This is a genomic window from Chitinophaga sp. 10T418 (genome assembly GCF_056394125.1).
Genome location: NZ_JBFTHG010000003.1, coordinates 1 through 22,560 on the forward strand (window position 1 = coordinate 1; position 22,560 = coordinate 22,560).

At 43.8% G+C, this 22,560-nt stretch carries 15 protein-coding genes; 2 read left to right on the forward strand and 13 right to left on the reverse strand.

Annotated elements, in window-relative coordinates; translation table 11 throughout:
• Positions 1-484 (forward strand): T9SS type A sorting domain-containing protein (locus AC1DCV_RS08285; RefSeq protein ID WP_477022751.1); only part of this gene is annotated, 484 nt, incomplete at its 5' end.
• A gap of 264 nt (positions 485-748) precedes the next feature.
• Here AC1DCV_RS08285 and AC1DCV_RS08290 read toward each other — a convergent pair.
• The 11 genes from AC1DCV_RS08290 to AC1DCV_RS08340 form a co-directional block, all read right to left on the reverse strand.
• Positions 749-1,111, reverse strand: a complete 363-nt coding sequence (locus tag AC1DCV_RS08290; RefSeq protein ID WP_477022752.1) for a hypothetical protein — start codon at positions 1,109-1,111, stop codon at positions 749-751.
• Positions 1,112-1,367: 256 nt separating this feature from the next.
• Positions 1,368-2,549 carry a redoxin domain-containing protein gene (locus tag AC1DCV_RS08295; RefSeq protein ID WP_477022753.1) on the reverse strand — a complete coding sequence of 394 codons (1,182 nt, stop codon included), beginning with the start codon at positions 2,547-2,549 and terminating at the stop codon, positions 1,368-1,370.
• Between the two features lie 43 nt (positions 2,550-2,592).
• Entirely contained in the window at positions 2,593-4,020 is a 1,428-nt protein-coding gene (locus AC1DCV_RS08300) for a PKD-like family lipoprotein (protein WP_477022754.1), read from the reverse strand.
• Between the two features lie 20 nt (positions 4,021-4,040).
• Positions 4,041-4,745 carry a DUF4843 domain-containing protein gene (locus AC1DCV_RS08305; protein WP_477022755.1) on the reverse strand — a complete coding sequence of 235 codons (705 nt, stop codon included), beginning with the start codon at positions 4,743-4,745 and terminating at the stop codon, positions 4,041-4,043.
• A gap of 13 nt (positions 4,746-4,758) precedes the next feature.
• A complete protein-coding gene (locus tag AC1DCV_RS08310; protein WP_477022756.1) occupies positions 4,759-6,174 on the reverse strand; it encodes a RagB/SusD family nutrient uptake outer membrane protein in 1,416 nt (471 codons plus the stop codon).
• A 10-nt stretch (positions 6,175-6,184) separates the two neighbouring features.
• The gene (locus AC1DCV_RS08315; protein ID WP_477022757.1) at positions 6,185-9,685 is read right to left on the reverse strand and encodes a SusC/RagA family TonB-linked outer membrane protein; all 3,501 of its coding nucleotides are present in this window, start codon (positions 9,683-9,685) and stop codon (positions 6,185-6,187) included.
• Between the two features lie 138 nt (positions 9,686-9,823).
• Complete coding sequence (locus AC1DCV_RS08320) at positions 9,824-10,993, reverse strand: FecR family protein (protein WP_477022758.1); 1,170 nt, start codon at positions 10,991-10,993, stop codon at positions 9,824-9,826.
• Between the two features lie 85 nt (positions 10,994-11,078).
• Complete coding sequence (locus tag AC1DCV_RS08325) at positions 11,079-11,771, reverse strand: RNA polymerase sigma factor (protein WP_477022759.1); 693 nt, start codon at positions 11,769-11,771, stop codon at positions 11,079-11,081.
• Between the two features lie 584 nt (positions 11,772-12,355).
• Positions 12,356-13,888, reverse strand: a complete 1,533-nt coding sequence (locus AC1DCV_RS08330) for a glycoside hydrolase family 43 protein (RefSeq protein WP_477022760.1) — start codon at positions 13,886-13,888, stop codon at positions 12,356-12,358.
• A gap of 257 nt (positions 13,889-14,145) precedes the next feature.
• Positions 14,146-15,720 carry a glycoside hydrolase family 43 protein gene (locus AC1DCV_RS08335; RefSeq protein ID WP_477022761.1) on the reverse strand — a complete coding sequence of 525 codons (1,575 nt, stop codon included), beginning with the start codon at positions 15,718-15,720 and terminating at the stop codon, positions 14,146-14,148.
• A complete protein-coding gene (locus AC1DCV_RS08340; protein WP_477022762.1) occupies positions 15,720-16,226 on the reverse strand; it encodes a hypothetical protein in 507 nt (168 codons plus the stop codon). The genes AC1DCV_RS08335 and AC1DCV_RS08340 overlap by 1 nt, the downstream gene beginning before the upstream one ends.
• A 733-nt stretch (positions 16,227-16,959) precedes the next feature.
• Between AC1DCV_RS08340 and AC1DCV_RS08345 the strand changes: the two genes are divergently transcribed.
• Positions 16,960-20,247, forward strand: a complete 3,288-nt coding sequence (locus AC1DCV_RS08345; protein WP_477022763.1) for a T9SS type A sorting domain-containing protein — start codon at positions 16,960-16,962, stop codon at positions 20,245-20,247.
• A gap of 133 nt (positions 20,248-20,380) precedes the next feature.
• Here the strand turns inward: AC1DCV_RS08345 and AC1DCV_RS08350 are convergent, their stop codons facing one another.
• The gene (locus AC1DCV_RS08350; RefSeq protein WP_477022764.1) at positions 20,381-21,529 is read right to left on the reverse strand and encodes a redoxin domain-containing protein; all 1,149 of its coding nucleotides are present in this window, start codon (positions 21,527-21,529) and stop codon (positions 20,381-20,383) included.
• 93 nt (positions 21,530-21,622) lie between these two features.
• A complete protein-coding gene (locus tag AC1DCV_RS08355; RefSeq protein ID WP_477022765.1) occupies positions 21,623-22,540 on the reverse strand; it encodes a TlpA family protein disulfide reductase in 918 nt (305 codons plus the stop codon).
• Positions 22,541-22,560: the final 20 nt, after the last annotated feature.

Here is a 22,560-nt window from a genome sequence, read left to right on the forward strand (position 1 = left end):
TTCGAGTTCGAGGCAATGGAATAAATACGGCACACAGCAGTCTGCTGCCATCAACCTGACTGCGGGCCAGAAATATTACATAGAAGTGCTTCACAAGGAAGGCAGCGGTGGAGATAATGTAGCGGTAAGCTGGCAAGGCCCGGGCATTTCCCAACAAGTCATCAGTGGTAATTATCTTTCTACGTTTGTTCCCGGGGCAGGCGCCACATCCTTTGCCAAAATAGCATCGGACGCCGGTATGAGTGAGGATGCTGTTACCCTGTATCCGAACCCTTCAACAGCAGGAAAGTTTACCATTCTTCTTCCGAAAATTCCAGAAAATACCGTGGTAAGAATTTTTGACAACCAGGGTAGAATGGTTTATGAAAAGAAAGTTCGGGGCAGTAATCAGATAGTGATTGATTCGGGGCTTAAAGCAGGGTTCTATATTGTTATGATCGATTTGAAAACAGGCAGCGTCACGAAGAAGCTGATTGTTCAATAATACGCATACCATCCCGGCATCAAACATGATGTATTGTAAATGATGTTCCTCACTTGACAGGACAAATGAGATTTACTCTCTTTTGTCCTGTTTTTGTTTTAGGAAAAACCATTACCCGGTGCGTATATGAGGCGCATCGCTTCATTGATACGGGTAGTTCGAAGTGAAAATCCGTTAAAACTCAATTTTTCGGGATACATAGAACTTGAAACTACTGTAAAGGTCATGGACAGAGCTCCAACCTGGTATCAAACAAATTGATGGTTATTTATTAAAAGATTCCCAATCAATATTATCTTTTGCCCATTGCTCTGCAGAAGTTATTTCAATTCCCTTTTGAAAATTAAAAGTCTTCTCAAGTTCCCAGGAAACACCTCGTCCTGCTCCGAATATTGAACAATACTTTTTGACAAAATTGGTGGGATCGTTTTTAAGATCATCCTGTATCTCCGTTATGTTAGAGAGTGTGCGCTTAAACTTTTGTCCTGATAATGATTCAGCGATATTAGCTAATTGTCCATATGTAATGGTATCTCCTCCGATATAAACGATTGCATTCTCTATCACCGGTTCTGCAAAAAATAATAACGTCCAGGGAAGAACAACAAGACACCATATTATCAGCAAAAATCAATGGTGAATTTAATGGCAAATGAGTAAATATCAAATAAATCTGCGTTAAACAGCACACCGGCTGCTATTTTTGAAATACGTTGCTTTGAATAAAGTGTTATTAAGCCCGTCTTTTGATATACGCATAATTACCTGTGAGAAAGAACTTTTCTCACAGGTAATATTTGACCAAACTTTCCGGCCCGGCAGTTCCAACCGGGTACCTGATGTTATTCCATTTTGCCCTTAACAGGGCTTTGGGACATCATATTTAGTTAAAAATATTTTCCAACTCTTTATATAATTGCTCTCCACGTAAACCCTTGGCTATAATTTTTCCACTGGGGTCAATCAAGAAATTTTCCGGAATTGACTGGATCATATATTTGCTACCGGCTTCATTTTTCCAGCCCTTCAAATCGGAAACCTGTAACCAGGGTAACTTGTCTGCCTTCACCGCCTTCAACCATGCTGCCCGGTCTTCATCCAATGAGACGGATAATATTTCAAGGCCTTTTTTATTAAAAGTGTTGTAGGCTTTGAGCACATTGGGATTTTCAGCACGGCAAGGGCCACACCAGGACGCCCAGAAATCCAACAGCACATATTTGCCGGCATAATCGGACAGTTTAACGATCTTGCCATCAACACCAGGTTGACTAAAATCAATTGCCTGTATACCGGATCCAATTTGTAACCGCTTTCTTTGATCGGCTATTGCACTGATAATATTTTTTGCCAGGAAAGATGATTGAAGTTGTTTATCGAACTTCTTCAATTTATTCTCCAGTTCCGTCAGCCCGCTTTCTTCACGGGGGATATAGTCACTTAAAAGGTACAGATTAACAAAACTGGCAGGATGCGTACTTGTGTATTCTTCCATATAATCAGTATACTTTACCATCGCTGCTGTTCCTTCCTTTTCGAGGGCGGCAAGTTTCGCGGTATCATTTTTTTTCATGGCTACTTCATACAGCCTCCTTATTTCAGTTCTTCCTGAAATGTTGTTCGCATTTTCAAATAACCCGGCATATTCATCCTGTACTGCAGATCCTTTTATTTGCGGATCCTTTACTGAATTTTCATCCGGGCTGTATTTGCCGGTAACAGAGATATTTGAATTTTCAAGAAACATCGTTAGGACAACAGGGAAATTACGTTCTCCGGGCTTACAGAAAATATAGGCCATGGAAGGTTCATCAACATTTCCCGTGAATATAAAACGGCCATCAGTTAGTTTGGCGGAATCCGTTGTGTAGGCACCGTTACGCACTATTCCTGAAAGGTAAACATACCCTGCTGTAAAGTTCTTCCCTTTAGCATATCCGGCCTTACTCACCAGGCCTTCAATATTACCGGTTAAGGTATATTTTGCATTTTTTACCTGCTGTCCGGACGCAGTCAGGGAAAATAATATAAAACCAAGGAAAAAAAATAGTCTATTGCTGTTCATACTTTTAGTTAATAATAGAAAATGAAAAAAATTATTGCCTATCTCAGTTGGCTGATCTGTAGCTGAGATTTATAATCTCACCAAACCCGGTGAATTTCTTAACATAGGTGTGATTGATAATATCTCCCAGATTATCCAGGTCGAAATAATATACTTCCCCCGCAGTTCCTGTGTTGGTAGCCACCACAATTCTTTTACTGGTGATGGACAACATTTTCAGGTCTTTTATTTTTACGCCATCGGGAAACGTGTATACCATTTTCGAAGAATTCGCCAGTATATCATAGAGATAAATTTTATTACCTGCAGCATAATAAAGATGCTTTACAACCCCGGAAGCAGCAAAAGCGGAGGCTTTCTCTATGTCCGGACTATTGCCGATCTGCTGGCTTAATTCCGGGATTGCCCCTTTAAGCGAGTACAGGTAGCGGATACCGGCATCATCCTGCATAACAAAGTAGATTTCATCAGATGAAATTACAGACTGCGTTCCATAGTCCCAGCCAATCATCTTCTTTCCAACATCAGCCATATTGAAAACAGCGCCCGGACTCGCAGATACAGGACTCAACATTCTGTCGCCCAGCGGAACAGACATAAATCGCCTGTACTTATTATCATAAAATAAGGTGACAGCAGTGGCGGAGTTTATCACCACCGGGAAAAGGGTATAATCACCTGTTAATCTTTCAGAATAAGGCTTCAACACATCCTGGGGATAAAACAAAGGTCCGATGCCTGCATACAGTCCTCCGTCAGCGACAATATACTGATCGTAAGGTATTTTACTCATGGCATACGCGCATGAAGCAGAAAATTGCTTCGGCTCCGGAAAAATATCTGCTGTAGTACCATTCTGAATAAAATTGTCGGCATTGAACCTGTAAACACCCTGGTCAGTATAAAACATCACCAGCGCAAGATTTGCATAACTACTGGTAATACCGGCATTGACCCCCAGGGCCTTTCCAGGGTAACTAGTCTTGTTCACATCTTCCGCCGGAGAAAAAAACACGGAATCGTTTGCCCGGATAAAAGACAACCGGGCCTTCCCATCCTGGTTTGCAGCCACCAGCCACCCCTCATAAAATGCTCCGTTTACAGTAAGCGGATACAACATAAAAGAAGATATACCCGTCTTCACACTTGTTACGGTATATATCAGGTCATATGAGCCTGGTGACAGGTTAACTGCCACTTTCAGGTCTTTCTTATCAGATAATATCACGGCATTTTCTCCTACCATATAGGCCTTCCACTCATAAGTATAACTATCCCCTGAAGGTATAGACTCTGTCAGTTGTGTTTGAATACTAAGTGTATCCAGTTGTGTTATCACAAATGACGAATCAGCTGTTTTGATGGAAACTGTGTTTAGTTTATCATAAACAAACCGCTGATTATCCTTTTGACAGGAAGCCCAGGCCAGCGCCAATATTGCGAGGAATGCTCTGAATATATATTTACGCATGAATTTAATTTTGAGTTGAACTAAAAGGTGACCACGTTGCCGGATTCATCTATCAATGGCCCATTGACGACTTCATATTCGGCAAGGGCATTTCGTAATTTAACCGGCAAATTGTAATAACCATCCACGCCGATTGCATCGGAAGAAAAATCAGAAAGACCGGTAACTTGCACCATAAACCTGAACTTACGCTCACTGAATGTTCCGAATGCACTCTCTACCTCGTCCCAATAAGAAGGTTTAATGATCTTGTTACTCACGTCAATGATAATTTTTTCGAGGCTGGTTGTTCCTCCGGTCTCACGCCCTGTGGCGCCTACCTGAAAATCTTTACCCGGGGCAACCTGGGCAACAAGCCGGAAAGTGGTGGTAGTCATCTCCGGTGAATTCAACAGCACCACAGGATACAGCACAGTTAAAGCGCCGGCCGGCAACGTAATTTCCGGTAGCTCGTAGTCTTTACCCTGCCTGGCTGTTGACCCCGCGCCTGCTGTTACGGAAATAACCCGGGGATAGTCGGCTGCCGCGCCTACCACACGCATTTTAAGAAAAACGGTATCCCTGTTTTTGGAAACCGGGGAATACGCAAAGGAATAATTGAGGCTGTCTGCTTCATACTCATCTACATAAAATGTAATCCCGTCGGGACCTTTATAGGTTGATATATTCTCCTTTTTACAGGCTGCCATCAGAAACAATATGTTGAGAAATAACAGGTACTTCATAAAACAGGATTTATCAGTTGTAGTTAGGATTAAATTCCAGTTCAGCCGCAGGTATAGGAAGCACATACTTACTAAGCGGAATCTCAGCGGTCATAAACAGCATTTTGGTTATCTTTTTTCGTTTATAGTAAAAGAATAACTGCCCTTCCGCGTAAAACTCCTTCTGATACTCTTTAGTGATTTCTTTCTCCAGTATTTGCTGGGTAATGGTACCTGCCTGGAGCTCAGGCAGCGCCCTGTTTTTCCGCACTATATTCAGATAACCGGCGCCTTCTTCCGGTGTTACAGCCGCTTCCGCCATGATATAGTACATTTCAGATAAACGGATGGCTGGTACATGCTGATCCAGCCTGTTTGAATCCAGTGTATTAAACTGATATGTCTGCCAGAATTTAGAAGGAAAGGGGACGCCTCCGTCCTGTTCTATACGGTAAAGAAATCTGAAATCAGTGGCGCCGCCTGCTGCAGTTTCATAAAGTGTGCTAAAGTTGCTGGCACTTCTTGTCAGCTTCTGGTTGGCGCTTCCGTTAAAGCGGAAATATTGCCGTTCCGCCCAGTTCTTTATATCACGCACACGGATACAAAATATCTCTTCATCAATATAAAGACGATCCCGGTAACCTGCGGCGGATGAAGCGGCATAAGGGGTTACAAACGGGAATTTACCGGAGTTCACTACCACAGCAGCTGCCTGGAAAGCGCCCTGTTTGTCTCCTGCGTAAATGCGGATTCTTGCCTCCAGGGCCTTTACAGCAAAATAATTCATCCTGATGCGCCTGTTCTGTGAACCCGTTAAAACAGGATCAGCATCTTTCATCAGATCTTCCGCCTCGCTAAGATCTGCGAGCGCCAATGTCACTACTTCCGACGTAACAGAAGGTATTTTTGCGTATTGGTCAACGGTGGTTTTATAGGGGATAGCCTTCATCGCTGCGCCTGTGGTATACTCAGGACCAAACATTCGCAATACTTCAAAGTGAAGGAATGCCCTGAGCGCAAGCGCCTCTCCCCGTATAAGCGCATAGCTGGTGGCAGAGAGAACATCTTTTCTTTTTTCAGTGCTGACAATGATCTTGTTTACACCGGCGATGGCAGCATATGCCGTATCCCAGATATTATTGGTATATCCAATTACTTCTGCAGATGCAAAGTTCAATGCCCGTGTTTGAACAAATGGCGCGCCGGCTCCAGACACTGCGTAGTTTTGCGCCAGTGCTGACACAAATCCCATTGACAGGTTATCGCCATATAATGCCCGGCTGGCCAGCTGGGAATATACACCGGTAAGCGCCTGTTGGAAACCAATTTCAGAAGCGAACAGCTGATCTTCCGAAATAACAGATTTAGGCTTTACGTCCAGGAATTTTTTACAGCTGCTGAACACCAGAGATGCGACCAGGCATATTATTATAGTCAAACTCTTTTTCATATTCATAATTTTAAAAGCCGGCTCTGAGTGAAAAGGAATAAGTACGGGCAAATGGATTGCTGGTACCACGTTCTATCTGAATACTGCTTGCACGGAAAAAGTCATTGGTGATGGCTGTTACCTGTAAGCTCCGCATGCCAAGTTTTCTTATAAACGGACTCCTGTAAAAGTTATATCCGAAGGAGGCCGAACTAAGTGTCAGGTTATTATCGTTTTGAACAAAACGGGAGGTCAGGCGGGTAGGTTGAGTGGAAACACCGATACGTGTATATGGACTTACATCTCCCGGACCGGACCAGCCGAGATCATATGCCCTCCGGTCTACGTTAAACGCGGGATCCACTGATTCAACACGGTCTATCAGTGTCTGATTATAGAGCTGGCCACCACATTGGTAATTGAAGATGAGGTTGACCTCAAAGCCCTTCAGCATAAAGTTGGTACCGAAATTACCATTCCATTTAGGCTGATTAATGCCCACCGGTACTTTATCTGCTGCATCCCAGGTGAAAGTTCTTTTTCCGTCTTTTGTAAGATAGACTTCCGAACCGGTTGCAGGGTCTACACCTAGCGAACGAACCGCATAAATGGTGTTAATAGATTCTCCTTCTTCAAACTGTATATTGGGAGTGACCTGATCACTATTAGCCACATTGAGTTTATTATTGGAAGCCTTCAATTTATTGGATAACTCTTTCAGAATATTTTTATTAGTGAATCCATTTACGTTCACTGACCATAAGAGACCCTTAGCAGGCTTCTCCAGGATTTTATAGCGTACAGAGAATTCGAGCCCTGTATTCTGTATCTGGCCTAAGTTCTCCGCAAAACTGCTAAAGCCTGTGGATGGAGCAAGGGTGATCTGTGTCAGCGAATTTTTGGTATTCTCACGATACAAGTCCAGCCGGAGATCCAGTTTCTCTTTTAATAATACCGCATCCATACCAACATTCGCCTTATACACATTCTGCCAGCTCAGGAACTCGTTGCCCAGCCCGATGAGGACCGCTCCCAGTTCTCCGAAATAGCTGGTATTTACACCAAAGTTATACCGGGATTGAGCGCTGTAAGCCGGAATATTGAGTGAACCCGTAGAACCGTAACTGGCTCTCAGTTTAAGCCTGTTCACCAGGCTGCTTTTATTGAAAAATGCTTCATTATGGATATTCCAGCCAATACCTGCCGACCAGAATGTTCCAAATTTCTTTTCAGTTCCATATTGTGATGATCCGTCCCGGCGGGCGGAAACATCGGCCAGGAAACGGTTGTCATAACTATAACTTCCACTGTATACCACACCCACTCTCCTGATGGTGCTCTCATCACCGGTTGGTCGCCCGTTTGTTTCGTATTGTGCCGCAAACAACAGGTTATCCAGCTTGTCAAAAGGAAAGCCCTCCGTCACAACAGAGTAATAGTTGCTATTACTGCTGGAAACATTAAACCCAAGCATTGAAAATAACTGGTGAGGTCCCCGTGAGATATTGAGGTTAGCGGTTGTCAGGCTCTCATAGTTAAAACTATTTTCATTTCTTACGGTATAACTTCCCTTTCTGCTGAGGTCCGTTATCTCTGCAAAACGGGAATCCTGGGCGGAATAAAACTGATCTCCCGAGGCATTCTGTTTATTAATACTCAGGCTTGTTTCCATATACAGGAATGGTACCGGCGTATAACGCATCTGGAAGTTATTGGAAATACCAAAGTACTGGTTGCTGTTCACAGAATGAAGACCCGCATCATACGCGGGATTTGTTTGCCTGTAGTAGGTGTTATTTATCCACAGATTCTCCAGCATTTGCTTTGGTTTTCCTTTCTCATCGTAAGGCGCCCAATAAGGATTCATTGTTACATATTCACTGAAGTCGCCGTAAGGAGATTCATTTGACTTATTCTGGAAGATGCGGACAGAGTTTTTGAATTGCAGTTTATTGACCACATAATTAAGATCAAACTGCCCGGAATAATTTTTCCGGTCTTGTCCCTTCATCACGCCTGATTGCAAATCGGCGGAAAACTGTAACCCATAGCGGATCGATTGGTCTCCCCCCTGCAGATACAATGAGCTGCGGTTACTGATGCCATCCTGAACCGGGATCCTGAGCCAATCAGTATTCACGCCGCTTTTCATGGCTTTATACCTTTCATTGCGCAGTACATTCAGCTTGTGCTGAGCCTGCGCACTGGAGGAAGTATAAACTCCTGCCCGCTGTTCAAAATCGAGTTTTTCCGCAGCGTCTAAAAGATGATATACAGACAGGTCAGGAGTCGTAAACCGGAAATCATTGTTGAATGTTACCTGTATCCTGCCTGGCTTTGGTGTAACCGTAGTAACCACCATTACGCCGTTTGCTCCGCGGGAACCGTAAATGGCGGTAGCAGACGCGTCTTTCAGCAAGGTGATACTATTGATCAGGTTCATGTCCAGGTCCACGATACGTTGAAGCGTTACTTCAAATCCATCAAGGATAAATAAAGGGGCATTAGGATTGGCAGAAAGCTGACCGGTGAGATTGGGAAATGAGTTCTGCCCGCGCATCTGGATTTCAGGAAGCTGGTTAATATTGCCACCGGCTACATTATTGGGCACAATCCTGAGGGAAGGATCAAGTGCAGATACAGCTGCGAATACATTATTGGCGCTTACCTTTTTCAGTTCTGCACCGGAAATTGTTTTCGATGCGCCGGTAAAATTATTACCCGAACGTTGGAAAAGTCCTGTTACCACTACACCCTCAATGCCTTTGATCAGCCGGGCTAAACGGACATTTACCATACCGGAAGACAGCATGCGAAAATTGCTTTGGGCATTGCCTTCGGTTTGATCTGGCTGCCCGTTGCCTGTAGTAAAACGTACCGGATCAGGCATAACAGTATTATTGGCCGACAGTCGAAGCCCCATTGGCATATAACCGATAGATGATATGACAATGCTGGCATTGTCCGGTATACTATTCAGCAGAAAACGCCCTTGCCCGTCGGTGGAAGTAGCAATCGCTGTTTTCCATACCATTACTGTGGCTCCCGGAAGCGGGTTTCCATCAATATCAGTTACCTGCCCGGAAAGAGAAGCGGCGGGGACTGTTACCTCCTTCTTTGCCTCAACCGGTACCGGACCTTTCATCTGCAATGCGATGGTATTATCACCCAGCTCATAGATGAATGGCGTTTCTTTAAGCAGCTCGTCCAGGAATTGCTTAAGCGGCATATTCTTCGCAGCAATGGTGATATTGCTGGTTTCCGTCAGCTGCTGAACATCACGGCTCTTAAAAAAAGTATAATAACCTGTTTGTCGTTCCAGCGCATCGAATGCTTTGATCAAGGATACTTTTTTAGCAGAAAAAGTAACCGATTGCGCCAGCCCGGATGCAGACACCTGTAGAAAAGCTCCTGTTAAAAGGAGAATGGTTAGTTTCATTACCAGCAATGTTTGGTTGACAATCTTTTTTTCCCGGACCGCAGCGATATGGCATGCGCCGAAAATGCTTAGCTGATAAGCAGTTTTTTGCATAATTTGCACGTGTTTGGTTGATAAATTGAGCGGCACGCTCTTTAATAACTAAACTTTACACCGGAAGTGGCTCCAATCACTTCCGGTTTTTCTCTTGGTTGGCCTTGTCCTTCTTACATATATTCTTTTATCTGAAATTTATTTTCTTTCTGTTATTATCAGCTTGCGGCCTTCTGTGAGGCGGAAATTAAGCCCTGTACCATCCATTAACCGGACCAATGTTTTCAGGCTGACCTTCCGGCTTACTTTCCCGCCAAACGGTACCTGTGAAATATGATGATCATAGATCACCTCTATATCGTACCAGCGCTCCAGCTGTGTAGCCAATTCTTCTATAGTTACATTATTGAAATCAAAAGCACCGTTTTTCCAGGCAATCGCTTTATTGATATCTGCATGATCAGCCACCGTAATATCGCCGGCTATACTGGCTTCCTGCCCTGGTACCAGGAGAGCTTCGGCTTTCCCGCTACGGATATTTACCTTACCTGTCACCAACGTTGCTTTCACTCCTGGCTGGTCAACGTAAGCGTTTATATTAAAAGAAGTACCTAACACCAACACCTGGGTTCTATCATTAACCAATACCCTGAAAGGTTTGGATGGATTCTCTGCAACCTCAAAATAAGCCTCTCCTGTTAGCTGCACCTGGCGTTCTTTTCCCGAAAAGCGAACAGGAAAACGGAGTGAAGACTCCGCATTCATCCAAACCTTTGAACCATCGGGTAAAACAATGGAGAACTGTCTTCCCCGTGGAGTAAGAACAGTATTCAGCGCTTCTGCGGCCACATCTCCTGACGTGGCATGTGCATAGGCCAGCGCGTCCTTGTTCAGCACGATGTCAACACCTGCCTGGGAGGCGACTGTTCCGCTACCTGCGGTATCCAGCACTACCCGATTCCCATTTGCCAGTATAAGCACGGCGCCGGGGCGACCAGGGGTAATGTCCTGAACAGCGATCTGGTCTTCATGGACCGGCTTTGTTTTTAACCTGTTAACGGTATACCAGCCGATAGCCAGCATGGTAAGTACGGCAGCCGCAACAGACAACCATTTCCGCCGTTCCGGCATAAACCTTTTCACTGGCGTTTCTGCCTCAATCTGCCGGAGTATTTCTTTCAAAACAACCTGTTGCCGCGTTTCATCCCACAGCTGTGCTGTTGATTCAAGCGAGCCCTGGATAGACGCTTTCACGGTTTCATCGTAAGCGCCTGTACCTATGGCTTCTGTAAATGCTGACAACTCGCCGGCGGAAATTTCGTTCTTACGGTATTTCTCCAGTAAGGATTGGAAATAAATCTCGTCCATAAACAGTTTTTAACGCGATACAATATAAAGACGACCACCACGCTAAAAGTGGGTAGTTAAATTGAAAAAAAATMTGTGTTGACTATTATTGCATCAACAGCACCAACAAAATCATTAAAATTTCGGGGTCTTCTATATGAGCCGTTACATAGTGACGAACTGCCCGGGTAGCTAATTTCAGATGGGTTCGTACAGTCTGGATACTGATCTCCATTCTTTCTGCGATTTCAGCATGGGAAATGCCTGATTCTTTTGCCAGCTGAAATATAATACGCTGCTGCGGGGTAAGGGACTCCACTGCTTGTTTCAAAATCCCTGTATATTCTTTGGCAGCCAGGATCTTAATAGGCGAATCAGGGCCGTCGTGAAGCAATTCTCCCAGCCGTAGCTGGTGATGTAGCTGGCGTGCACGCGCTTTAAAAGTGTCGAAAATAATATTCCGGGCGAGTATGTATAGGTAATGTTCTGGTTTTTTTAGCGTTCCCGGCTTTGTGCGGTTTTCCCACATACGCATAAAAACAAGCTGCACAATATCTTCACATAACGACTGATCCCCTTTGGTAAAAACCATAGCAGTATTATATACTGCAGCACTATATTTATCATAAAAAATAGAAAACTGCCTTACATCTTCATCCGGGATCTTTTTATCACTGGCTATATTGATATTAGACTGCTGATTGCCCAACCTTTCGCGTTTGGTCAAATTTAGAAAAAAACCACGAATAGTTCTAATGGCGAGTCGGGCCCTATCGTCAAGCGATATGATTTTGAACAACTGCAAAAAATCGGCAGACAAACTTTCCAGGGAACATTTTCAGCAAGAAATACGGAGGAGAATAAGAGAGCTATAAGCTTTTATAAGTATACCCAACAGTTTCGCCACTAACAGCGCTTCGCACTTAATTTCTCCGGGCTGCGGAAGAAATAGTCTCAATCGAAGGGATGTTAACCGTTAATTACTATTCTTCTTTTCATGGAATTTAAATTTATTGGCTATTGCTATTTGCGGGAGTCACCTGTCTTTTCCCGGCAATTCGTGGTTTATAACAGAAACTGATAACTGAAAGAACAAACTTACTCGTAAATACTTATCAAACATTTAGCTTAAAAAGACTTTTTATATACGAAACCGACTATTTATCTATTTAAATGATAATATTATTAACTATCAGGCAGGCGAAGGAGTTCAGAAAGCAACGCCTCACCCACCAAATGTTTCAAGGTCAATCTCTTTACGTTAATTGATAATAGGATTTAGAGAATGATGCCTGCAAGAAATTCGTTGGTACAAAAAGAGCGGCGACACATATGAGACGTGTCGCCGGGAATGTTTCAATATCAATAAGCCAGCAACCGGAATTAATACGTGAATTTCCATTCATCAAACAAAAAATTCTCTCCATTAAATACAAAATAGATATTCCTTACTCCTTTATCTATTTTCCGTTCTATTTTCTTTGAGAGGGTAGTCCATTCCTTCTCATCACATATAAGGGAAACAAGAGCTGTACCTTTAAGATTATTTACATAAACATCAATTTTACCTTTTCCTCTCACCCTGGCTTCGAATTTGGCAGGAATCTGTTTGGTAAAATCGGCTCCCCGGACCATGAGACATTGTTTATCTGCTTTTCCTTTAGCAACCATATTGCCCGGATTACCCAGTGCTTCGAACCGGACTTGTGCTGAAGTGCCTGCAGTGGTTTCTGCTTGCTGAAGAACAAAGGGATTTAATGGGTTAAGTTGTGACGGACCTTTAAAAGTTGCTTCGCCCATGCGGATATTAACATTTTTCTCATCCACCTGCACTTCGTCGATACATACATTACGAAAACCACCCTTAGTGCCGAAATAATCCTGTAAATACATGGCATGGTAAGTAATATAATATTTTCCTTTAAACTTCAACAGGTGAGTGTGATTATTTGTATAAGGCCCGATATTATATTCACCGGGATTCTTAAAGTAATTATCGCGATACTTCCAACTGTCCGGATTTAAGGGCGTTTTACTTGTCATATAACACATACTGCATTGGGTTGGTTTATCAATATTGCTATAAGGCCATTCAGTACGTCCTTCCCAACTCGTATTATAGGTATAAACCCAGGTTCCATTGATAAAATTAAGGTCGCTTGCCTCAAAAAAATAAGGAGCGGGTATCTTAGCAACATCGCTGGCCAGACTGATCATATCTGCTCCCAATTTGACGATTCCGGAATTACCCGGCATATATTTCGTTTTTGGCGATCCTCCTCCAAAAGTCAGCCAGCCTATACCCTGATCGTCAATAACAACTCCGGGATCGAATGGAGCTTCGCAATCCACTCCGGGGACAGACCGATCGACTATATTCTTTCCTAATGGGTCACTCCACGGGCCAACGGGCGAGGTGGAAGTAAGCATGGCTGTGCCAACACCACTATTGGAGTAATACAAATAGAAATGTGTCTTACCATCTGCTTCCAGTCTGGATGTAATGGAAGGCGCCCAGGAATTCTGACTCCATGGCGATAGCGCTGCTGTATTTATGATGCCATGATAAGTCCAGTTCACCATATCATCGGAAGACATCATGACCAGTGAACGGATATACTGGTATTCATTTTTCCCATCCTTTCCTACATTCTCATACTGTTGATGATCATTCGTGGCATACACATAAACTCTTCCATTGTATTCTACAGCTGTTGGGTCGGCCGTAAATATAAAATCTAATAAAGGATTCGCATTATTGGATGTAAGTTTCGGCGAAACATTGGCGAATTTTTCTTCCAGTTTTTCATTAACCACTTTCGGTTTATCCACATTAATCTGAGMTGCTACATCTTTTTTATGTCCCCAAAAAGAGATGGCAAGGACCGTACTTAATAAGACTTTTTTTCTAAACATATTTTTTACTTTATCTAAAAAACGAATACTCGTTAAGGGTTAATTTCAATTGATTAACTATCCTTTAAGATACTGTAACAAAGAGGTTACTACCTTCCTTCCCGGGATGTTCCCCATTACAACTATCTACATGTGTTTCGATAAAAGCACAGAATACTTCCATCCTGCATGCAATCCAGCAAGTTTATATTTAAAAAATTCTGTGATCCACAAGGATTATGCTCTTCAAACATCAACCTGTCGACCGTTGAATCTTATCATTGAATCGTATCCGTAATATGAAAGAAATCAAAAGCGGCGGTACCACCGGTTATTTTGGTGGCATAGTTAAACAACGCAAAACGATAGCCCATAAAATGTGGAAACGTGTAAGTCATTTTAAGCGTTGTGCCTAATGCTTTCCAGGTTTTTCCATCAAGGCTATAAAAGAAATTTGCTTCATCTTTTTTGTTGGTGAAATCGCACACTGCTTTAAAGAAGACGGTGTTTTGAGTTAATGGTATCGGTTGTACTTCTTTTGGGTTTCCGGTGCTGACATTAATCATCACGATTGACTTACTATCGCCGTCAACTCTTACACCAATCAGTCCGAAGTTCTTTTGCAAAAGCCCGAGGCCTGCGAAGTCGCCGTCTTTCATTTTCGATACATCCAACGAAACAGAACCGCTGCAAACCGGGCCAATAGTGCGCTGGGTCAGCGTATTTCTTGCAAGCAGGAAACTGGTATCAATCCTTCCTGTTTTAAGCGTTAAATACCCTTTGCGTTCTGTTACTGACCATAAACTGTTATCGGGGTTATGATTCCACTGCCAAACCGGTGGCAGGGCGGGCTCTCCTTTTTTGCGTTCAAATTCATCTGAATGCACAATACCGGGAATAAGACCTTTACTGGCAGGCAGATCGAGGGTTTGCGGAACCTTTCCATCTATTCCCAGTACGGGCCAACCATCTTTCCACGTAACAGGAACGAGGTAAGGGATACGACCCACTGCGCCATAATCGCGGAACAAATAAGCAAACCACCTGCCATCGGGCATATCAATTAAACCACCCTGCGCAATACCCGAATCCTGCAATGCCAAACGTCCTTCCCATGGACCGGTGATTTTATCGGCACGATGAATGACTACCGTACGCATGCTTCCGGGAGGCCAGGTGATATTAAACAGGTAATACTTGCCCTTTACTTTAAACAATTGCGAACCTTCTGCACCAAGGCCACCTTCTTTTCCTTCAACCTGGCTCGGAGCGCTGGCGTTTTCAATAGCTACCTGGTTGATGCCCCCCTCCTTTACACCGGTTACATTTTCATTTAATTCCAGAAGGCTTAGTTTGCCGCCTCCGTAAATCACATACACTTTTCCATCGTTATCAAAAAACAAGGAATGATCGCCCAAACATGGCGAAAATGAAACGGACTTCCATGGGCCTTTTTCAATATTTTTTGTAGTGTAGATATGCGTTTTACCAGTAGTTGATGCAAACGTGGTTACATAAAATGTGTTGTTATGATAACGGATGCTGCTTGCCCATGAACCAAGTCCATAAGCGCTTTTGCCATTGGTCAGATTTAGTTCGTCGATGTTGGCAAGGGTATCATAAGCATAGCTTACCAATTGCCAGTTTACAAGATCCTTCGACTTCATAATAGGCACTMCGGGGCTCATATGCATGGTGGTACTGCTCATGTAGTAAGTATCGCCCACACGAATCATCGACATATCGGGAACATCTGCAAAAATGATTGGATTGGCTGCTTGTTGTGCATGAACATTATTTAAAAAAAACATGCCACTCAAAAGCGCAACGCGGAATAAAAAAGTTTTGATCATTATTTAAAAATGGTTGTTTGTGATGGACCAATGACCCAGTCTGACAGCCCCCTCTGAACCTCTCTTAAAAACAGGAGGGATTTAAAGGGCCTGTTTACGCTGTTCCACCAAATTGTAATTTTTAATACGGTCGCCCTGACCGCTATTTCAGATAAACCGGCCATTCGATTACTAACGCCTTGCGCTATATTATAAATTATTCTATTTTTTACAACGCTGAAATTATCAAAGCCAACATAAAAGCCGGTAGAGGTAGCTGATGTGACGTAATTTTTAATCCTTACATGACAACTGGTTTTACCGGTGCCTGATAAACCTGAGAGTGAAGTAACGGGAATCCCCCTTCCTTCACCAGGTGTAGCATCGGTTGATAGTAGCAGTGCTGTATAAGAACCAGTGAAGATCATTACCGCGCTCGGGAAGGTGATACAGAAAGATGGTACAGCTACCAACTTTTTTGCTAATACAAAATTCAGCATCCCTGACAGCAACGGTCGCAATTTCATACACGTGGATTAGTTGCTGTAAAATTAGTGCCAGACTGCAAAAGGCAGGGAGGCAAATGATTCAACAACAGGACCCAAATGTTACAAATGAATGAAATATTAATCTGCCGGAAAACCAATGGCAGAAATTCCTTATGCTAATGACCAGGGTTCCATGGGTCCGTGTGTAACAGGCATAATAAATGTCAATTTGACGCTTATATATTCATTGTTATAAAAAAAGCGACTGACTCTATCGAATCGCCATCATTGACTTGTTAGCCGGAAAGATTGTTGGATGGTACAATGGCTATGTTATGAAAGCCGGAGAAATTATTGCAGCACGGAATATGGCTATCTGCGTATAACAGGTATCTGTATCATTTCCTACCCTAATCTGCGACATTTGAGTACCCTGACCCGGGGGGAATCTTTGTAGTTTTATGGTATTCGTTTAAGAGAAAGATTCCAGTTATGAAAATATGTCTGTTGCGACTAATCCTTCAGGGCAGGCCCCCGTGTATTGACATGTTGTCAGCATCATCGTCATACACCCAAACAAAGGTTAGCGCTAATCGTTTTACCAATTTTTCTCCACACAAGGTCAACTTCTCTTTTCCATTCCAAATTGCAGTCCCCGTTCTAAACCGATGGGATGCTGTGTTCCTGTAGCCATTATGCACTCAATTAATCTGTAAACTATCTTTTCAATTTTGCCTTCTCCGGGCTTAATCTACTTAAACCATTAACCTTTATGAAAACAAAATTACTGACACCATTTAAACAAACGATTATGCTTCTTTTGGATTTCGGATTTTTTAAATCCATAGGAACATTTTCGAAGGTCAGGCAAAAATCACTTGCCATCCTCTATTTACTTCCCGTTGTTATTATGCTTCATGCCTATGAACTGAAGGCCCAATCCACAGCCAGCTATACCTGGAAGAATGTAGCTATTGGTGGTGGCGGATTTGTTTCCGCCATAATTCCGAGTAAAACCGAGCAAAACCTGGTTTATGCCCGGACAGATGTGGGAGGAGCTTACCGCTGGAATGCCACCACTTCAAGTTGGGTACCGTTGTTAGATTGGGTGTCGGACGATGAAGTCGGATATCTCGGTGTCGAGTCTTTGGCCACAGATCCCCAATCGCCCGGCAGAGTCTATATGCTGGTAGGTATCTCTTATTTCAACAGCGGGAAAACAGCCATACTCCGGTCTACCGATTACGGCAATACCTTTTCCGTTACAAACGTTACTACACAATTCAAGGCCCATGGCAATGGTATGGGCCGGCAAACCGGAGAAAAGCTTGTAGTAGACCCTAACAACAGCAATATTCTATATTGCGGTACGCGTTGGAATGGATTATTCAGAAGTACCGACGCTGGTGCTACCTGGAGCAGACTGAACTCACTGGATGTAACCACAACCCCTAATGAAAACGGGATAAGCTTTGTGGTTTTAGACGGAAGCAGTGTTTCAGGAGGAGCTACCCAAAGGATCATTGTCGGAGTTTCACGCAGCGGGAGTACCAACCTGTACAGAAGTGATAATGGCGGACAATCTTTTTCTGCTATTTCCGGCGCTACCACCACTTATATGCCACATCGGGCTGTTTTAGCAAGTAACGGAAACCTGTATCTCACTTATGCCAATGGTGCGGGGCCGTCCGGGCATTGGTCCTTACCGGAACCTATGGATAACGGACAAATCTGGAAGTACAGCATTTCCACCGGTACATGGACAAACATTACACCTTCCGGTTTCAACAGGGCATTCGGAGGCATCAGTGTTGATCCCAATAATCCCAACAGAATTGTGGCTAGTACCATCAACACCTATATGAACCAAAATGGCGCCTGGGGCGACAGGATGTTTCTGAGTACAAACGGTGGTTCAAGCTGGGTGGATGTGGTAGACAGGGGATTTACCATGGATCCGGATGGTATCACCTGGGTTAGCGGTCATGCCATCCATTGGGCAGGCTCAATAGAATTCGACCCCTTCAATACCGAAAAGGTTTGGGTCACTTCAGGTAATGGTGTTTTTAGAAATGATAACATCAGCTCCAGCGGCACCTGGCGGTTTGCAGTAAGAGGGCTGGAAGAAACGGTACCGCTTGGCCTGGAAAGTATCCCCAATGGTCCTGTAATTTCTGTTATTGGCGACTACGATGGGTTCAGACACACCACCAATGTTAGCCAATATGCACCAATTCATAATCCGCAAATGGGGACCACCAGCGGATTGGCAGTAGCTGCTCAAAATACAAACAAAATTGTCCGGGTAGGAAATGCTATGTATTACTCCAATGATATGGGGGTAACCTGGACGCAAAATAGTATGAATGGCTCTCACGGACAGGTGGCATTATCAGCTAATGGTAATACTGTGCTGCACTCCCCGAAGGAATCTTCTGCTACATACCGGTCAACTAATAATGGATCCTCCTGGTCTGCGGTAAGTGGTTTGAGTTTTAATGAAGCAAGGCCGGTTGGCGATCCGGTTAATTCCGATAAATTTTATGCCTATAATCCCGGAAATGGAGCAGTAATGGTGAGCACCAACGGAGGATCTTCTTTTTCCCAAGCCGGTTCAGTTGCAAGCGGTGGCTCCAAAGTCATCCGCCTGGCGCCCGGAAGGGAAGGGCATGTCTGGATAGCTTTGAACAATGGAGGACTCACACGTTCAACTAATTCAGGGCAATCATTTTCCACCATAAGCGGTGTCAGTAATTGCGGAGCTGTTGGTTTTGGGGTGGCTGCAACCGGGACAAATTATCCCACGATTTACATTTGGGCTACCGTCAATAATATCAGAGGCGTTTATCGCTCCACAGACCAGGGAGCTTCATGGGTTCGTGTAAATGATGATACCCATGAATACGGCGGCCCGGGTAACGGGCAATTCGTACAGGGAGATATGAATGTCTTCGGAAGAGTATATATGAGTACAGCAGGCAGAGGTATCGTTTATGGAGATCCCTCCGCCTGTACACCTACTGCGATTACCCCGTACGCACAGATTAATGGCGGAACATGGCAGCAAACAGCCAATGCAACTGTAACTGCCGGAAACAGTGTACAGTTTGGTCCTCAGCCTACGCAGGGAGGGTCCTGGAGCTGGAGCGGCCCCAATAATTTCAGTGCTGCCACCCGTGAAATATACCTCTCAAATGTCCAGGCCAACCAAACAGGGAACTATGTAGCCACCTATACCAATAGCGGAGGATGCCAAAGCACGCAAACCTTTAATATCAGCCTTACAACTGGTACAATATTGAGAGAAGTCTGGACAGGTATTAGCGGTACTACCATCAGTAGCCTCACCTCCAATAGTAATTATCCTAACAATCCTACCAGCAGAGACCAGCTCACCAGCCTGGAAGGCCCAACAAACCAGGCGGATAATTATGGCACCAGGATCCGCGGATATATACATCCTCCTGCCACCGGAAGCTACACATTCTGGGTCGCAGGAGATGACAACACAGACTTATACCTGAGCTCCGGCGACAACCCCGCCAACAGCTCAAGAATAGCCTATGTGAATGACTGGACCGATTCGAGGCAATGGAATAAATACGGCACACAGCAGTCTGCTGCCATCAACCTGACTGCGGGCCAGAAATATTACATAGAAGTGCTTCACAAGGAAGGCAGCGGTGGAGATAATGTAGCGGTAAGCTGGCAAGGCCCAGGCATTTCCCAACAAGTCATCAGTGGTAATTATCTTTCTACGTTTGTTCCCGGGGCAGGCGCCACATCCTTTGCCAAAATAGCATCGGACACCGGTATGAGTGAGGATGCTGTTAGCTTGTATCCGAACCCATCAACAGCAGGAAAGTTTACCATCCTTCTTCCCAAAATTTCAGAAAATACGGTGGTAAGAATTTTTGACAACCAGGGTAGAATGGTTTATGAAAAGAAAACTCACGGCAATAAAAAGATAGAGATCGATTCACGGCTTAATCCAGGGTTCTACATTGTCACGATAGAATCGAAAAGATTTAGTTCCACTAAGAAACTCATCATTAATTAACAAATTTTTCACCAATGACTGGGAATGCTTCGCTGGAGCATTCCCAGTTTCTTTCATAGCTGGTTCTCCATAACCAGCTTTTTCCAACTGCTTACTCATGCAGCTTAACTCAGCAATACGCTACATATCGGCGTCAGTTAGCCGTGTGCATAGGATGAAATATTTCGCTTAATGTTTCATCCAACGCTTTTCCAGACAATGTTTTTCCAACTATAATTCCATCAGGATCGATCAAAAAATTCTGAGGAATTGCCTGGACACCATATGATTTCGCAGCCCTACTATCCCAAAATTTCAGATCAGAAAGCTGAAGCCATAGAAGTCCGTCATTTTTAACTGCCGCCAACCACAACGCCTTGCTGTCAGATTTATCGAGAGAAATACCGACAATTGTGAAGTTCTGGTCCTTGAATTTATTGTAGACTTTAAGCAGGTTTGGGTTCTCTGCCCTGCATGGCCCGCACCAGGAAGCCCAAAAGTCGACCAATACATACTTACCACGAAATGACGAAAGTTTAACCAGCCTCCCTTCTGCATCGGGTACTTCAAAGTCCGGCGCCGGTTGCCCTATTGCAGTTACTCTCATTTTATCCAGGTTAGCGGCCACCTTTTTACCTTCCTTACTATTTTTAATTTTGAATGATAAACCGTCGAACAAGGGCTTCACTACGTCATAGCGTTGCTCATAGGCGATTTTGGGAAACAATTCTAAGCTAAGCATTGATGCAGAATGGGACCTGATGAACTTAATATAGGCATCTTTGGTCATGTCACTAAATCGCTTTCGAAAGCCTTCCACTTTGGCCTCGTAATCCTGCGTGGCTTGTGGCGACAACTTCCCTTCCATGAATTGCCTGTCTTCATCGGTCATTTGTGAAAAGCCGGCATCAACCAGGCTATTAAGATCATTATAATCATTATTCCTGGGCGTTCCGGTTACCTGCACTCCTTCTACTGTAGCTCCATTCGCTTTAATATGAATGCTACCCGGCTCGAGATAAACCGTTATCTGTTCAAGGCTGTTAGCTCTCCCAACACCTTTCGTATCAAAGGTTAATGTAGCGGATACCGGCGAAGTGGACACCGCACCCGCAAATTTGAAAACGCCATCCTTTAACCCGACGGAATCAATGATGGACTTACCTTTCATCGTATACTCCAGGTATGCTTTTTCAGGAGCGTTGCCTGTACCATATTTGCCATTGATAGTAAATTTATTATTACTCTGGGCGAAAGCTGTCAACGGCATTATTGACAAACCGGCTATAATTAACGTTCTCAATTTAAATAAGATTAATTTGGATTCAGAAATCGAATTCCGGTATGAATTGCCACCGGTGACTACTACATTGCCCTAAGGGGAAACGCCTTTCATTTAGTTAAACAGTTCCATCAGCTTTGCTTCCAACTCTTTTCCATGGAGATCCCTGGCAACAATTACACCGTTGTTATCGATCAGAAAATTCCTGGGAATAGCTTTAATCTGATATTTTTTAGTAACAGGAGAATCAAATCCTTTCAGGTCTGCCAGGTTTGTCCAGGTATAACCATCCTTCTCTATTGCCTTTTTCCAGGCAGCGGCATCTGTATCGAGAGAAACGCCAATTACACCCAGCCCTTTGGTCCTATACTTGGCATAAAGCGGAACAAGCGCTTTTGCCTGCATTCTGCATGGCGAACACCAACTGGCCCAGAAATCAATAAATGTATACCTGTTCCCCGAGATGATTGTTTTGGTGGAGATTTTTTTTCCTTTTACATCCGGCAGCGCAAAGTCCTCATACTGTACTGCTTCCTGCATACCCGGCACCTGTACATTTTTTTCATTTTCAGCAGTAACAATAATACCGTTAGCATCATTTACAATCAGCGTATACTCCTTTGATGAAGGAGGAAGACACATTTGATTATTGCATGCCATGTACCTGATCCGGAAATGCAATACTGTCTTCTCATCTGCCCTGAGTTTGATAGTTTGTGAAAACGTAACCCCCTTCGCGTAATAAGCCACAGTTTCCCCGGCAGAAGATGCTGCTCCTTTTTCCTCCATCTCTCCTATCAACTGAACATTCGGATTTTCTCCCCATGTAATAGTAGTAGGCATTCCCATTCCACCATCATAAGACTGTGGATAAATATGAAAGGGTTCGTTGACAGACGCCACGAAGGCAATCTTAAAAGTGAGTGGCGCTATTGAGTCACTGCGGAATTTCCACGAAACCGGGTGGTTATCCTGCGCAATGCCAGACAAAACTGCCAGACTGGTCAATATCAAAAAAATCACTCTTCTCATAAATACATTTTGCAGGGCAA